This is a genomic window from Veillonellaceae bacterium, from assembly GCA_025992895.1.
Classification (GTDB): Bacteria; Bacillota; Negativicutes; order Veillonellales; family Dialisteraceae; genus Dialister.
Window position 1 is genome coordinate 1,988,492 of sequence record DAJPGA010000001.1, and the last position, 15,401, is coordinate 2,003,892.

The window sequence follows — 15,401 nt, forward strand, 5'->3', positions numbered from 1 at the left end:
CTTATTTCACCTCCGCTGATGTGTATTCATACAGTGCATTTCTCAGTTCTTCCTTCGTGAGAATGATGCGTGTCTTTGCATAGTAATAATCGCTTCTGGCAACGACCTGGTAAATAATATCCATGGCCATTTCCGGGAACGTTTCAAGGTCGCGGAGAATGTTGTCTCCCTTGCCCTTGATTTCAAGCGTGATCAGGAATTTCTTGGATTTACCCGGATCGACGATGTAAGCCTGCCAGTAATCATCATCTCTCGGTACATCGTTGTCTGTCAGATGGGCAGTGATTCTTGCTTCGTCATACTGTTCGAAAGGAAGGTACGTGCGGACGAAGGCATCCATGATGGTGCCGAGCTGGCGGCCGACGTTCTTGATCGGAATCGTGCAGGCAAGGGTGACGCTTCTCGGTCCCATGTCCACTACTTTGAAAGGCGTCTTCTTCGTCTTTTCCACTTTCAGCACACAGTCGCCCTTGATGACTGCCGCTGCCCAGTATGCAATGAAGCCCAGGCAGATGAGCAGTACGATGACTGCCAGAATCTTTACAACTAATAACAACATTTCTCTGATCACACTCCTAATAGATTCGCTTTTTCCACTGTCTCCATACCGAAGATCTTATTGACCAGTCCGGCTGCGCGGTCTTCTCCCGCCGTAAAATAAAAATGCTTTTCCCCTTTTTCATCCGCGAGAGCTCCCTTTTCACGGAGTATCTTCATGCCGTCTTCGACGGTCGGAAGCGCCGGATCGAGGAAACGGACGCCGGGGAGCACTTCCTTGAACACGTCTTCCACAAGCGGGAAGTGCGTGCAGGCCAAAAGCGCCGTGTCCGCCCCTTGTGTATCATACTCCTTCAGTATGGATTGCAAAAGAGCCCGGATGGAATTTTTGTCCTCATTCCTCTCAATGGCAGCCGCCAGTCCCTCGCAGGGGATCTCGACAGGTTCCACTTCCGGATGCGCCTTTGCCAGATACTTTTTGTGCGAATGGGCCGAAATCGTAGCCGGCGTTGCAAAGACAGCGATTTTTTTCGCGTCTTCGGGCAGCGTGACGTTCATGCTCATCTTGATGACAGGAACATCGCCTTCAAGAAAGGATGGCGGCACGTTGAAGGAAATGGTATTGCACGCCACCAGAATCATCTTCACGTCCTTCTTCAGAAGGAAATCCTTGATTGCTTCCGAAAAACGCACGATTTCCTCTACGGGACGCTCCCCGTAGGGATTTCTTGCCGTATCCCCCAGGAATACGATGCCTTCCTTCGGATACTTTTCTGCCAGCACGCGTGCGACGGTAAGTCCGCCCACGCCTGAATCCATCACTCCGACTGCCCTGTTGTCCATGGTTATCTGTCTCCTTCCGAGAGTGAAACTAGTTTCTCCAGCCTTTCTGCAGGAAGTCTGACAATTCTTCCTGTATTCATATCGGTGTATGTATTGGTGCTCTTCCCGGTCGTCAGGACCTCGCCTGTCTTTTCACGCACGACTTCATACTCGAAGTCAAGGCGCGCCCGGTCTACCCGGCGAAGGTACGTCTTGATGAGAAGCACATCATCATACTCGGCCGATTTGATATACTTGGCGCTGATTTCAAGAATCGGGAATACGATCCCCTCTTTCATGAGGTCATTCAGCTCGATTCCGCCTGCGCGCATGTATTCGACTCTCGCTTCTTCAAAATAGCGAAGATAGTTGGCATGATGAACGACTCTCATGCCGTCTGTTTCATAGAATTTGACTCTTCTTTTATAAGTAAACATCATTGCCCTCCATATCCAAATATTATACCATACTCAGCCTCATGACGCAGGGAAAGGTCAATGCATGGCTTTTTCCCGGAAAAGAATCATTCGCCCTTTTCATTATCCGTTGCCCAAAGGTTCCAACTAGATTATACTTAAACAGGAACGGAGGTCCATGTATGGCATTCACACTCATTTGTCACGCCTGCGGGCAGAAGCTGACATTATTTGATATTGACGTAAAAAAGAGAAAGGGAACTGTGCGCTGCACCCGCTGCGGCGCGCGCGTCTCCTATGACCTGGACAAGAGAAAAATCCAGCAGTCCGGTTTCTGGAGCGAGGAAGAATCCACATTCGACCCAAGAGTACGGGAAAGAGTCGTCCGCCAGCTTGAAAGGAACGCGGCCAGGAAAGAAGCGCCGCTTCCTCCAAAGAAGGCACAGGAGCCTTCCCATGCCTATGATTTCGGGGACAATCCTTTCAGCGCAAAACCTGGCTTTGCCCATTTCGACATGAGAACGGGCATGGCAGTCACAAACGAAGACGCCGCTTCCCCTTCCCTGGCCCCCGCGCCAAAGACGCGCATGGTTTCCGCGCAGAAGAAGGAAGAAAAGGAAGGCTATGCCGCTTTCAAGAGCGGCGGCGCATCGGGAAGACGCCGCACGATCAAAGCGCCTGAAAGGCCCGTCACGGTGATCAAGAAGGAACCTGTGCAGACGGAGAAGAAATTCACGCCCCCGCCCAGGATCGTCACAAGGACGGCGCACAGGAACATGAACCTCGTCCGCCAGGCGCAGCATGCAAGAAAGCCTGCCGAACCGATGCACCTCAATCCGGTCCGCTCCCTCTGGCAAAAAATCCGTGATTTCTTTTCATTTACAAAGAATTCCTGACAGGAGGCACTATGATTAAATACATGATTCTAAGTCTCGCCGTTTTTTCAGCCGCTCTTCTGCTGACCGGCTGCAGCGCTGAAGCTGACGGCGCATACAAGAAAATTTCTGCATCCGAAGCCAAAGAGATGATGGATAAAGGAAATGTCACCATCGTCGACGTCAGGGAACCATCCGAATACGCAGGAGGCCATGTGCCGGGCGCCATGCTCCTTCCGCTTGGAACCGTTCCCTCTTCTGCTGAAAAAGCTCTTCCGGACAAGGACGCTGTACTTCTCGTTTACTGCCGCTCAGGCGTCAGAAGTCTCAAGGCATCCAGGGAGCTCGTTTCCATGGGTTACAAGCACGTCAATGACTTTGGCGGCATCCTTGAATGGCCTTATGAAATCGAAAAATAATATTCCGATCAACAAAAGGGGCTGCGACAAAATCCACTAGGGCACTGCTTTCCCTTTTCTCAAACGAAGTTTGGTTTAAGGGTGTTGACCTTGCTCCGAAGGAGAAGGTGGTGCGGATTTGTTAATACAGACAAATAAATATCATAAAAAATCTAATCGTACTTTAATCTTAATCATGCAGCCATTGGAGCTGCGTTGAATACTTCCATTGGAGCTAAAAGATGTAATTTGCGCTGAATGCGTTTGTTGTTGTAGAAGTAGATGTAGCCGTTGATCATGCTTACCACTGCTTTACGGCTGGTGAATTTACGTGTGTAGTAACGTTCGCGCTTCAGCATTCCCCAGAACCCTTCCATCAGACCGTTGTCTGCACAGCAGCCTACACGGGACATGCTGTGAACCAGTCCTGCTTTTTCAACAATCTTATGGAATCCGTTGCTTGTATACTGGAATCCGCGGTCGGTATGAATCATTGGATGTTCTCCAGGATTCTCTTTAAGTGCCTTTTCCATTGTCTCAAAAGCCAGTGCAGTATTGTTCCTGTCGCCGATGACATAAGAGACAATCCGGCGATCATGGCCGTCAATAATCGCGCTTAAATATAACTTGTGCAAAACTCCATCAGCAGTTGTGTACTTGAATTCAGTGACATCCGTCATCCATCTTGCATTGGACACGCCGGCATCAAAGTCACGGTTCAGCAGGTTTTCAAAAATGTACTTTGGATCCTTTGCGTTACGAGTGCAACCATCGGTCTTGTACTTGATCACGGACTTAATATTAAGTATCCGCATGATACGAAGAACCAGACTGTCGCTTACATTTATATTGATGTTGTCATCCTTCTTGATCCAATCGTTAATCCGGCGGTATCCCATATCCGGATATTCCTGATGGGTTTTCATGACCTCCTGTGCGACCTTTTCTCTCAGCAGTTCACGGCCGCTCTTAATATGATTCAGCCATCCGTAATAAGCTGCCCGGGAGACCTTTGAGAGTCGGCAGAGACTTTCTATGGAGATGTTGGTTTCTTCATGGACTTCTTTTATGGCTTTAAAATCTCTGAGAAGGTGAGTAAGGCTGAATCCTTCGAGGAACGCAACCTTTCCTCTATCTCCATCTTTTTTTTTAGCAGGGCAATCTCTGCTATAAGATCCTTCTGTTCTTCAAGAAGTCTGGCATTCTCCTGACGCAGCTGTTCTTCTTCGGTCCGGGGCGTTTGGAGCCTGATCGGCTTTCCTCTGTAATCCTCAAGACCAACTTCGCCCATTTCCTTGAACTTTTTTACCCATGTGTAGAGCGTTTGGTAGGACATGTTGTACTTCTTGGCTATCTTGTTATAATCGCATCCACTGGCGATGCACTCCTGAACGATTCTGACTCGCTCTTCCTTGACCGATTGCTGGCGTTTGCCCATAAGATCTCCTCCTTCAGAAACGAGGTCTGTCAACTTATGCTCATTATACGCCTCAATCCATGTTTTAAGGGAGAGTGTGCCGGAAATTCTGTATTTGGCACAGACGGAAAGCATGGAAACACCGCCTTTAAGATATTCCTTTACGGCCTGGATCTTCATCTGATTGGAGTAGTAAGACAAATGCTGCCTGGGCCGCAATCCCTTAAAGCCCTCCTCTTTATACCGGAGGACCCATTTCCTGAATGTTATGCGGCTCATATGAAGATTTTCAGCTGCCTGGGTAATCGTAACACCCTGATAGAGATATGAAGCAATCTGGTCTAACATTTCCTCCGGGGACGCTTTGGTTTTACATGGCATAAGAATGACCTCCTAATATATTTATGATATTATTCTGTCTTTCTTGTTGAATCATACCAAAGGTCCGGTCGGAGACCGGGAATACAGTAGTTTTCGAGCGTAGCGAGGTTTTTAGGTTTTCAGATTATCTATCTGCATATCTATGTTATATTAATCCTCTAATCGAATATACTCACACAAAAAGGACTGTGGCAAAATGATTACACATTTTGTCGCAGTCCCTTTTTAGTGCCTGCATCAATTATTTCTTGTCAGCCAAGTAAGCTTTAAGTGCATCAGCGAGTCTCTTTACGCCGTCTTCGATGACATCGTCGTCATTGTAGGAGAAGTTCAGGCGGAAGTAGTTTCTCTTGCCGGATGCCGGGAAGAAGGAGTCGCCCGGTACGTAAGCGACTTTTCTTTCGATAGCATACTTGAAGAGGTCGCGTGCATCGCAGCCTTCCGGAAGTTCTACCCAGAGGAAGAGGCCGCCATGCGGATAGGTGGACTTCACATCGGACGGGAAGTACTTCTTGATAGCGTCGCACATGACGTCGCGGCGGTGAGCGTACAGCTTGCAGTTTTCTTTGATATGGCCTTCGAAGTCATAGTTTGCCATGTACATGGCAACTTCACGCTGGGTGACGCATGGTGTGGAAAGGTCGGTGGAGCCTTTGACGAGGTCCATCTTTGCAAGGATTTCATCGTTGCATACGAGCCATGCCAGTCTCATGCCAGGAGCCAGTGTCTTGGAGAAGGTGCCGGAATAGATGACGAGGTGCTTCGGATCCATGGAAACGAGCGGAGCGATTTCTTCGCCTTCAAAACGCAGGTCGCCGTACGGGTTGTCTTCGAATACCGGGATTTCATACTTGGTAACGACTTCCATGAATTTCTGGCGACGTTCCAGGGACCAGCAGATACCGGTCGGGTTCTGGTAGTTCGGGATGACATAGATGAATTTGACTTTGTCGGTTGTAGCAAGAATCTTGTCCAGTTCTTCCGGGATCATGCCCTGATCATCGGTCGGAACTTCGACGAATTTCGGCTGTTCGAGAGCGAATGCACCGATAGCGCCAAGATAGGACGGGCTTTCAATGAGGACGACGTCGTCCTTGTCGATGAATACGCGTCCGGTGATATCAAGACCCTGCTGGGATCCAGTGGTGATCATGATGTTCTTCGGATCGACTTTATCCATGCCCATCGGACAATACATGCGGTTCATGCGGTCGGCAATAGCCTGACGGAGTCCCATGAAACCGAGGGACGGACCGTACTGCATAGCGCCGGCGCCGTCTTCTTCTCTGACTTTGACTGCAACTTCAGTCAATTCTTTCAGAGGAAATGTTCTCGGAGCCGGGAGACCGCCGGCAAACGAAATAATGTCCGGCTGAGCGGTAAGAGCCAGCAATGGACCAAGGTCGGAGCCTTTCATCTTAGACAGTACTTCAGAAAAGTGAATAGCCATAATAATCTCTCCTTTACTCTACAGAATTGACTAGGAAAATCCCATTTTTCCATATTATAATTGCGGCCGCTACCAACAAAGATTCTCATTGGAATCGTAGGCAAATATAATGCTAGTGTTATTATTTTAAATCTACTATAAAGGGATGTCAATCATGAAGAGGCCGCCGCTATCGTTTAAATGTACCAAAATACTGCTATTTACTCCCATTTTCATGTATATACTTATAGAGAATGTCTATATTTCAGCCAGTAAAAAAGGGCTGTGACAAAATATGCAATCATTTTGCCGCAATCCCTTTTTTCGCCGTTATATTCGATTAGAGAATACCAGTCTATTTATGATTTGTCTTATCTAGAAACCATAAAGGATGGTTCGCCTTCTTAGAAATTGCACCTTTTGAAAACCTTAGACGATGATGCTTCGCCTTCTTAGAAAATGCAACTCTTTCGCCCAGCATCAGAAAAGTGATAGGCTGGGCACTTTCCCCTCCGGGGACAGTTCGGCGATGTGAAATATAAGAAATCATTTCTGGTTTGTTTCGAACGTATATACCTGCGGCTGAGGAAATGCTGTATCCGTTTACCCCTTCCCTTCCAGGGCAAGGTCAAGACCGGCCTACGGCCCTTCTTCCCCGTCTGGGAAGGCAAGGCAGCCGCTTACCTAAATCCAACACCGCAAAGAAAAAAGCTGCCCGGCGGCAGCTCTTGGAGAAGTATTAATGTTTTCCCATGCTTACGAGTTCAAGTAATGCGAAGCAAATTTCTTCTGGTCTGACTTCTTCTACAACTTCGTTTTCGATCTGCTGATCTCTCATGGTCTGTGCCTCCGGTATAACTTGTTCGGCTTCCCCGAACCTGTAACTATGCTCTTATCATACTTCTTGAATAGAATACTATCCAATATTTCTTTTCAGCAGTTTCAGAAATCCCTTCATCTTTTAATCATAGATTCCAATATATAAAAAGTTACCATAATCATTTATTTTTATTATAAGTTATAACTTGTCTATGAATTATACAATGATTTATAACTTATAGTATACGATTTAAATACATAGAAACTTGTTAATTCTTTAATCCATAGCATACAATCTATTAATCAATAGCTCTTTCATAGTCTGATATGCAGGAAACGGCAGCATGACATCCATGATATCTCTTCCGCGTATGAAAAGGGGCTGTGACAAAACGAAGTAAATACACCTTTGCTTATCTCGAACGAAGTTCGGTTTAATGGTGTTTGAGCTCGCCCCGTAGGGGGAGCTGGCGGCGGAGCCGACTGAGGAGGTTCATCTCCACGAGCGAAGCGAGGTTTTGCGGTTTCTAGATAGCACGGTACAAATATATAAATGTGTTGGGTAATCTTCTAATCGAATATCCCAGCAAAAAGGGCTGTGATCAAAATAATTGCTCATTTTGTCACAGCCCCTTTATTGCAAGAAGCATCAGAAAAGGATCTTCTTTGCTGTTTCTATATCGCTTTCTATCTGTGCTTTGAGTGCGTCTATGGAATCAAACTTCACTTCGCCGCGGATGTATTTCACCCATTCCAGGGTGAAGCTTTTTCCATAGATTTCTTCATCAAAATCGATAATGAAGGTTTCGATCGTTTTTTCGCTGTTGCCAAAGGTCGGATTCGTCCCGATATTTGTGACGGATGGATAGCATTTCCCTTCGATCCTTGTCTTTGTCGCATAGACGCCGTCAGCAGGAAGGACGCGGGCATCGGGCATGCGGAGGTTCGCTGTCGGAAAGCCCAGGAGATCATTTCCTCTGTGGAAGCCGTGAACGACGTCGCCTGACATCGTATAGTTCCTTCCAAGAAGCTTTGATGCTTCTTCGACTTTTCCCGCCTCAATCAACGTGCGGATCGTCGTGCTCGACAGCGCTTTTCCGCCTTCTGAAACAAGGGGCGCTGTCACAACACCAACACCGCTTCCTTCAAAATAGGATTTCATGGAAGAAACATTGCCGGAGGCGCCTTTCCCGAAGGAAAAGTTTTCTCCTGTCACAATGCCCTTGATGCCTGGAATATCCGCAAGGCTTTTCAGGAATGCTTCTGCCGTTTCAGAGAGGAATTCCTTTGTCGGGCGGATAAATACGGCCAGATCCATGCCTGCCTTCCGGAAGGACTCTGCCTTTTCCTCTTCTGACTGAAGAAGAGGGACGCGGATGCCGGGCGCAAGAACGCTCATGGGATGCGGATAGAAGGTGATGACGCCGATTCCTGCGCCTTTTTCTTCCGCAAGCTTTGCTGCTTCTTTAAAGACCGCCTGATGGCCCAGGTGGCAGCCGTCAAAAAATCCAAGGACAAAAACGCGGGGTTCTCCGTCCCTGATTTCTTCCAATGCATGTAAAATCTTCATAATTCCTCACGAAAAAACTTTCTTTGGATGAATGATGCCTGCCTTGACGTATGCGGTGCCGAGGAACGTGTCCCCATGGAAGGCAGCCGCCATATCAAGGTCTTTTTCTTTCGTCTTGAGCCGTTTCCCCTGAAGGAAATCTCTGGCTTCCTTTTCGGAAAGCTCGATATTGGGAAGACCGGAAAGGATCGGTTTCAGGCTCGTCATGAGAGAACCTTCGGGATCCTTCTCAATTTCCTCCATCGTCTTTGCGTTTTCAATAGAAAAGGGGCCGACAACGGTGCGGACAAGGGAGGACATCGTAAGAAGACATCCTGCCTTCTCCCCGATATCCCTTCCAAGCGCCCGGATGTACGTACCGGAAGAACAGGTCACGGAGAGCTTGATGACGGGCGGTGCGATTTCCCGGATGGTCAGGTCATAAATCGTGACCGGGCGTGCTTTGAGCTCGACTTCCTTTCCTTCGCGGGCAAGCTTGTAGGCTCTTTCCCCATTCACCTTGATGGCTGAATAGATGGAAGGCACCTGCATGATGTCTCCGCGGAAGGCGCTGATGGCTCCTTCCCAGATGGATGTGTCCGCCGGGACTTCTCCCCTTTCAAGGATTTCTCCCGTCACGTCCTCGGTATCCGTCCTGATGCCCATGATGAATTCTGCTTCATAGCTCTTCGTATGGATGGGCGCATACTCGATGAGGCGCGTCGCGCGGCCCAGGAACACGGGAAGAACGCCGGATGCCATAGGATCGAGCGTCCCTCCGTGTCCTATTTTCTTCTGGTGGTAAATCTTCCTTAGTTTTGCAATGACATCGAAGGATGTCCAGTCCTTCGGCTTGATGACATTAAGGACGCCGTCCATCAGAGATACTTCTCCGCAGCTTTGACAAAAATGGGCTCTGCGTCTGCAAATGTTTCATGGATGGTGCAGCCGGATGCTTTCCAGTGTCCGCCGCCGCCAAATTCCTCAGCCAGCTTTCCTACATTGGCATATTCCTTGGCGCGCAGGGAAATACGGGTTTCCTTTTCTCCCCTGTACTTGAAGAGGGCAGCGATTTCACATCCTTTGATGCAGCGCGGAATCGTTGCATAGTAATCGGAATTTTCACCATCAAGATCCATGGCTTCCTTGTCCATGTATGCAATGACAATCTTGCCGTTTGCATAGGAGTGGACGGTGCCTGCTACGATCTTGTAGCACTTCATGGCTTCTTCCGTCTTTTCTTCCAGACGGTTGGAAATGTAAGAGGGATCAGCGCCCATTTCTACCAGCTTGCTTGCCATGAGGAGCGTATGCGGGGATGTGCAGCTGAATTTGAAGAAGCCGCTGTCGGTGCCGATGGCCATGTAAAGGGCATTGCATGTGTCCTTGTCCATCTGGATTCCTTCGTCGAAGAACATTTCAGCAAGCATTTCTGCCGTTGCTGCATAGTGGTAGCGCAGGTAAAGGTAATCGGTATATCTTTCATTGCTTCTGTGGTGGTCGATGCAGAGGCTGTCCACGTCCGGGAAATCAAAGTTTCCGCCTCTTTCCAGGTTGGAAAGGTCCGTGAAGACGATGGCATCATAATTCCTTCTTTCCGGAATGGATGTCATGACCTTTGCAGACGTTTCAACGAGGGTGTACACTCTCGGCACGGGATCAGGAAGAACCATGTCGGCTTCCTTGCCCATGGAGAGAAGGACATTGTACAGCGCGCAGATGGAGCCTACGTCGTCTCCGTCCGGATGCTCATGTCCTACGAGAAGGAAACGGTTATGGGATTTCAGGAAATCCATAGCCTGCTGTTTGTCGATTTCGACTGCATGATCTTTGCCAAGACTCATTTTTAGTCCTCCTTTTCAGTATCTTCCTTCGGAGCTTTATCCTTTTCTTCTTCATGCACCTTTTTCAGGAGACCTTCAATGTGCATGCCGTAATCAAGGGACTTGTCTTCTTCGAAGGTAATTTCCGGTGTGTAGTAAATCTTGAGGCGCTGGCCGAGTTCCTTGCGGATGAAGCCTTTTGCCTTGTTGAGCGCTTCGAGCGATTTTGCCTTTTCCCAGGATTTTCCGAAAAGGCTGACGTAAATCGTTGCTTCGCGCAAATCTCCGGTCACATGGACGCCTGTCACGGTGACAAAGCCGATGTGCGGATCTTTCAGGTCATAGAGGAGCATCTGGCTGACTTCCTGCTTGATGAATTCCTGTATTTTTCTAACGCGTAATTCTGACATATGGATTCCTCTCTTGCCGCATGCGGCAGGATCTTCCGCTCTTTGCGGATACTAAGAAATAAAGAGGCCCGTCATCGAAATAGGGATGCGGGCCTCTTACTTTTTAATTAAGAACGCCTGCCCTGATTATTCCAAGGTGGCAGCTTCTTCTTTCAGCTCGAAGGATTCAAGCTGGTCGCCTTCCTTGACGTCGCGGTAGCTTTCCAGCGAAATACCGCATTCGAAGCCTTGTGCGACTTCCTTCACATCATCCTTGAAGCGGCGCAGGGATGCGATCTTGCCTTCATGGATGACGATGCCGTCGCGGATCAGGCGGAGACGGCAGCTGCTTGTGATCTTGCCGTCCTGTACATAGCAGCCGGCAACGATAAGTTTCGGTGTATGGATGACCTGACGGACTTCTGCGTGGCCGAGAACGACTTCGCGGATGGTCGGAGCAAGCATGCCGGCCATAGCTGCCTTGATATCATCAATGCAGTCATAGATGACACGGTAGAGACGCATATCGACGCCGTCTTTTTCAGCCAGTGCTCTTGCATTGGCATCCGGACGGACGTTGAAGCCGATGATCAGCGCATTGGAAGCAGATGCCAGCATGACATCGGATTCGTTGATGGCGCCGACAGCGGAGTGGACGATGGAAACGCGGACTTCATCACTCTTGATGCCCATGAGGGACTGAACGAGCGCTTCAACGGAGCCCTGTACGTCTGCCTTGACGATGAGGTCAAGTTCCTTCATTTCGCCTTCCTTGATCTTTTCGAAGATGTTGTCGAGTGTTACCTTCTGTACGCTTCTCTGTTCTTCTTCCTTCGCACGGGATGCACGGATTTCAGCGATGTTTCTAGCCTTTCTTTCATCCATGACATAGAAATGGTCGCCTGCTTCCGGAACGCTGTCCATACCGAGGATTTCAACTGGTGCAGCCGGTTCGGCGCTCTTCATCTTGCGGCCGTTTTCATTGTTCATGGCGCGGACGCGGCCCCAGCTCTTGCCGGCCAGGATGCCGTCTCCGACATGGAGTGTGCCGTTCTGTACGAGCACGCTCATGACAGGGCCTCTGCCCTTATCCAGCTGTGCTTCGACAACGACGCCGTAAGCTTCACGCTTCGGATTGGCTTTGAGTTCCTTCATTTCTGCTACGAGAAGGATGTTTTCCAGGAGGTCATCAAGGCCGATCTTCTTCTTGGCGGAAATCGGGGTCATGATGACATCGCCGCCCCAGTCTTCCGCCAGAAGTCCTTCCTTGGAAAGTTCTTCCTTGATGCGGTCAGGGTTTGCGCCTGGTTTATCAATCTTATTGATGGCAACCATGATCGGAACGCCTGCGTTCTTTGCATGGTGGATAGCTTCAATGGTCTGCGGCATGACACCGTCGTCGGCAGCAACGATCAGGACGGCAATATCCGTCAGCTGAGCGCCTCTGGAACGCATAGCGGTGAATGCTTCGTGGCCAGGGGTATCCAGGAATGTGATCTTGTGACCCTTGTAACGGATCTGGTAAGCACCGATTCTCTGGGTGATGCCGCCGGCTTCGTGGAGAGCGACATTTGTCTGGCGCAGAGCGTCAAGCAGTGTCGTCTTGCCGTGGTCGACGTGGCCCATGATCGTAACGATCGGAGGACGCGGTACGAGGAAACGGGGATCATCCGGTTCCGGAATGTATTCCGTCGGATCTTCTTCCTTTTCAGGTTTCAGAAGGGTTACGCCGAATTCTTCAGCAAGGATTTCGACGGTATCCGGATCGAGGTTCTGGTTGATGGTAGCCATGACGCCAAGAGCCATCAGATGTTTGATGATCTCGCTGACTTCGCGGCCGAAGAGTTCAGCCAGTTCCTTGACGGTAACAGCAGACGGGACAGTCACTTCTGTCGGATAGGTATCCTGCTTCTTTTCCTGGTTATGCTTCTTCTTCTTGCCCTGCTTCAGGGAACGGGCCATCAAAGAGCCGCCTTCCTTTTCTCTTCTTGCCTTTTCCCAGTCCTTCTTTGTTTTCTTCTTAGCCGGTTTTTCACGTCTGACTGCCGTAGTTTCCGGAGCGATTTCTTCTACCGGAGCAGCGGCTGCTGCCGGATGCTGGTTATGGGAGTGATCATTTCTGGAATGATCGTTTCCGCCAAACGGTCTGCCGTTCCTGTCGCCATTCGGGCGGCCGTTTCTGTCGCCATTGGTGCGGTTTCCGTTTCTGTCACCGTATGGACGGTTTCCGCTCCTGTCGCCGGACGGGCGGCTGCCATTTCTGTCACCGGACGGGCGGCCGTTTCTGTCGCCGTAGGAACGGTTTCCATTTCTGTCGCCGGACGGGCGGCCGTTTCTGTCACCGTAGGAACGGTTATTTCTGTCGCCGGACGGGCGGTCGTTTCTATCTCCGGAGGAACGGTCATTTCTGTGGTCGTTCCTGTCATTATTCGGACGGTCGTTTCTGTTATCTCTTACGGGGCGCGTGGTATTTTCCTCTCTTCCGCGGGTTTCTTTTCTTTCCTGATGAGCGGCTTCCGCTTTCGGAGCCTCTGCTTTCACTTCTGCCGGCTTCGGCGCTTCGGAAGCTTTATGGGCTTCCGGCTCCACGCTCGAGTAAGCGGCTTTGCGGCCTGCTTCTCCGGACTTCCTGTCAGTCGGTCTGCCCTGCTGATCGAACCTTACGGTACGCATCTGCGGACGTCTTGCTGGTTTCTTGGATGCTTCAAATTCTTTTGCCAAAACGGTTTTCGCCCCTTCATCTACTCCGGACAGGCGGCTAGTCACCTCAATATGGTTCTTCTTCAAAGCGTCCATGACCTCTTTATCCGACTTTTTAAACTCTTTTGCTAATTCATATACTCTGTACTTCTTTTTCTGCATAAGCAGCCTCCCGTCCGTTCTTATTTCCGGTTGTCGATCTTCTCAGCGATCGCCTTTCCGAATCCTTTATCTACTATAAGGGCTGCTGTCCGTACCCCCTTGCCAAGGGCCTGCCCTAATTTGTCTTTTTCGCCGAATACACGGTAAGGGATTTTCCATTTCTCCGCTGCATTCGTGTATTCCTCTTTTGTTCTCTGGGAGCTGTCTTCCGCGATGATCAGCAGTTTGCCCGTGCCTTTCCGAAGGCCTTCAGAGACCTGTTCGCTGCCGGAAAGCAGGCGCCCCGCTTTCATGCAGAGGCCCAGCATCCTGTATACTGGATCATCCATTTTCAATCTGTTCCTTAAGGGAGTCATAGACTTCCTTGGACACAGGGCGCTTCAGGGATTTTTCCAGCCCGTGGGATTCATATGCCTTTTCGAAACATTCGATGTTGTCGCAGACATAGACTCCGCGGCCGGATTTCTTCCCAGTCCTGTCCAGTTCAATGATTCCTGTCGGAAGCGCTACGACGCGGAGGAGTTCCTTCTTTGGCTTCAGCTCTTTGCAGCCGACGCACATGCGCATCGTGATCTTCTTCTGCTTCATTCTTTAGTTTCTTCCTCCTGTCCGCTTTCTTCGATGTCTCCGAGGATATCTCCATCGTCCTCTTCAGCGGCCTGGCCGAAGCCTTCTTCTCTTGCCTGGGTTTCGCTCTTGATATCGATTTTCCAGTTTGTCAGCTTGGCAGCCAGTCTTGCATTCTGGCCTGCCTTGCCGATAGCCAGTGACAGCTGGTAGTCAGGAACGACGACGTAGGAGGAATTTTCTTCATCCCATACGGAAACGGAAATGACCTTGGATGGAGAGAGCGCATTCGCAATGAAAATGGCCGGATCTTCGTCCCAGCGGACGATATCGATCTTTTCGCCATGCAGTTCATTGACGATGTTCTGGACTCTCTGGCCCTTCGGTCCTACGCAGGCGCCGACCGGATCGACAGTCGGGTCCATAGCATAAACAGCGATTTTTGAACGGGAGCCTGCTTCACGGACCACGTTCTTGATTTCAACGGTACCGCTGTAGATTTCAGGAACCTCAAGTTCAAAAAGTCTCTTCAGAAGTCCCGGATGGGTTCTGGAAAGGATGATTTCCGGTCCCTTGGTAGTTTTCTTGACTTCAAGAACGTAGCACTTGATCTTGTCATTGGCCTTGAATTCTTCGCCTTCAATCTGTTCTGCATATGGAAGGATGCCTTCGCAGCGGCCGAGATCCACGAAAATGGCTCTGGATTCGCTCCACTTGACGGTGCCGGTGATGACATCGCCTGCGCGGCCGGAGAATTCTTCATAAAGGGATCCTCTTTCTGCTTCGCGCAGCTTCTGGATCATGACCTGTTTAGCTGTCTGGGCAGCGATGCGTCCGAAATTCTTCGGGGTCACGTCAATGCTCAAAAGATCGCCTGCTTCATAGCTTCTGTCGATCTTCTTAGCATCTTCTACTGTGATCTCATTAATTGCATTTTCAGATTCCGGATCGATGGATTCAACAACGGTCTTTTCTTCAAAAATCTGATAATCGCCGGTTTCGCGGTTCAGCTTGATGGATGTCTTTGCGTTGCTTCCCGTTTCCTTCTTGTAAGCGGTGAGCAGCACCATTTCAAGCGCGTCGAATACGACATCGGCGTCGACTTTCTTTACTTTGACCAAACTCTGTATTGCTTCTAATAAATTGCCATTCACGA

16 protein-coding genes are annotated in these 15,401 nt (G+C 49.5%); 2 read left to right on the plus strand and 14 right to left on the minus strand.

The genetic code is table 11. The features are described 5' to 3' along the window. Position 1: 1 nt before the first annotated feature. The 3 genes from OIM03_08745 to OIM03_08755 are packed head-to-tail and all read right to left on the minus strand — an operon-like array spanning position 2 to position 1,757. On the minus strand, positions 2 to 559 hold the full coding sequence (locus OIM03_08745; GenBank protein ID HJI74345.1) for a hypothetical protein: 558 nt from the start codon (positions 557 to 559) through the stop codon (positions 2 to 4). 8 nt (positions 560 to 567) lie between these two features. After that, the gene (locus tag OIM03_08750; protein HJI74346.1) at positions 568 to 1,341 is read right to left on the minus strand and encodes an aspartate/glutamate racemase family protein; all 774 of its coding nucleotides are present in this window, start codon (positions 1,339 to 1,341) and stop codon (positions 568 to 570) included. Between the two features lie 2 nt (positions 1,342 to 1,343). Next, a complete protein-coding gene (locus tag OIM03_08755) occupies positions 1,344 to 1,757 on the minus strand; it encodes an acyl-CoA thioesterase (protein HJI74347.1) in 414 nt (137 codons plus the stop codon). Positions 1,758 to 1,918: 161 nt separating this feature from the next. On the opposite strand from OIM03_08755, the gene OIM03_08760 reads away from it, so the two are divergent. Together OIM03_08760 and OIM03_08765 are read left to right on the plus strand one after the other, a co-directional pair. Further along, on the plus strand, positions 1,919 to 2,632 hold the full coding sequence (locus OIM03_08760) for a hypothetical protein (protein HJI74348.1): 714 nt from the start codon (positions 1,919 to 1,921) through the stop codon (positions 2,630 to 2,632). An 11-nt stretch (positions 2,633 to 2,643) separates the two neighbouring features. Continuing rightward, positions 2,644 to 3,030: a rhodanese-like domain-containing protein gene (locus OIM03_08765; GenBank protein ID HJI74349.1), complete on the plus strand. Its 387-nt coding sequence runs from the start codon at positions 2,644 to 2,646 to the stop codon at positions 3,028 to 3,030. 173 nt (positions 3,031 to 3,203) lie between these two features. On the opposite strand, the gene OIM03_08770 is transcribed toward OIM03_08765, so the two are convergent. The 11 genes from OIM03_08770 to nusA all read right to left on the minus strand — a co-directional run bounded on the left by OIM03_08770 (position 3,204) and on the right by nusA (position 15,399). Beyond that, on the minus strand, positions 3,204 to 4,046 hold the full coding sequence (locus OIM03_08770) for an IS3 family transposase (protein ID HJI74350.1): 843 nt from the start codon (positions 4,044 to 4,046) through the stop codon (positions 3,204 to 3,206). A 29-nt stretch (positions 4,047 to 4,075) separates the two neighbouring features. Next, positions 4,076 to 4,774 carry a helix-turn-helix domain-containing protein gene (locus OIM03_08775; protein ID HJI74351.1) on the minus strand — a complete coding sequence of 233 codons (699 nt, stop codon included), beginning with the start codon at positions 4,772 to 4,774 and terminating at the stop codon, positions 4,076 to 4,078. Between the two features lie 274 nt (positions 4,775 to 5,048). Further along, positions 5,049 to 6,257 carry a PLP-dependent aminotransferase family protein gene (locus OIM03_08780; protein ID HJI74352.1) on the minus strand — a complete coding sequence of 403 codons (1,209 nt, stop codon included), beginning with the start codon at positions 6,255 to 6,257 and terminating at the stop codon, positions 5,049 to 5,051. 1,447 nt (positions 6,258 to 7,704) lie between these two features. Next, positions 7,705 to 8,625: a bifunctional riboflavin kinase/FAD synthetase gene (locus tag OIM03_08785; protein ID HJI74353.1), complete on the minus strand. Its 921-nt coding sequence runs from the start codon at positions 8,623 to 8,625 to the stop codon at positions 7,705 to 7,707. A gap of 6 nt (positions 8,626 to 8,631) precedes the next feature. Beyond that, a complete protein-coding gene (truB, locus tag OIM03_08790) occupies positions 8,632 to 9,483 on the minus strand; it encodes a tRNA pseudouridine(55) synthase TruB (GenBank protein HJI74354.1) in 852 nt (283 codons plus the stop codon). Further along, the gene (locus tag OIM03_08795; protein HJI74355.1) at positions 9,483 to 10,448 is read right to left on the minus strand and encodes a bifunctional oligoribonuclease/PAP phosphatase NrnA; all 966 of its coding nucleotides are present in this window, start codon (positions 10,446 to 10,448) and stop codon (positions 9,483 to 9,485) included. The genes truB and OIM03_08795 overlap by 1 nt, the downstream gene beginning before the upstream one ends. A 2-nt stretch (positions 10,449 to 10,450) precedes the next feature. Next, positions 10,451 to 10,837: a 30S ribosome-binding factor RbfA gene (gene rbfA, locus OIM03_08800; GenBank protein ID HJI74356.1), complete on the minus strand. Its 387-nt coding sequence runs from the start codon at positions 10,835 to 10,837 to the stop codon at positions 10,451 to 10,453. Between the two features lie 126 nt (positions 10,838 to 10,963). After that, entirely contained in the window at positions 10,964 to 13,678 is a 2,715-nt protein-coding gene (infB, locus tag OIM03_08805) for a translation initiation factor IF-2 (protein HJI74357.1), read from the minus strand. Positions 13,679 to 13,698: 20 nt separating this feature from the next. Next, positions 13,699 to 14,007 (minus strand): L7Ae/L30e/S12e/Gadd45 family ribosomal protein, encoded by a 309-nt coding sequence (locus OIM03_08810; protein HJI74358.1) that lies wholly within the window; start codon positions 14,005 to 14,007, stop codon positions 13,699 to 13,701. Then, positions 14,000 to 14,266 carry a YlxR family protein gene (locus tag OIM03_08815; GenBank protein HJI74359.1) on the minus strand — a complete coding sequence of 89 codons (267 nt, stop codon included), beginning with the start codon at positions 14,264 to 14,266 and terminating at the stop codon, positions 14,000 to 14,002. Before OIM03_08815 ends, OIM03_08810 begins: the two co-directional genes overlap by 8 nt. Beyond that, the gene (gene nusA / locus OIM03_08820; protein ID HJI74360.1) at positions 14,263 to 15,399 is read right to left on the minus strand and encodes a transcription termination factor NusA; all 1,137 of its coding nucleotides are present in this window, start codon (positions 15,397 to 15,399) and stop codon (positions 14,263 to 14,265) included. Before nusA ends, OIM03_08815 begins: the two co-directional genes overlap by 4 nt. Positions 15,400 to 15,401 lie beyond the last annotated feature (2 nt).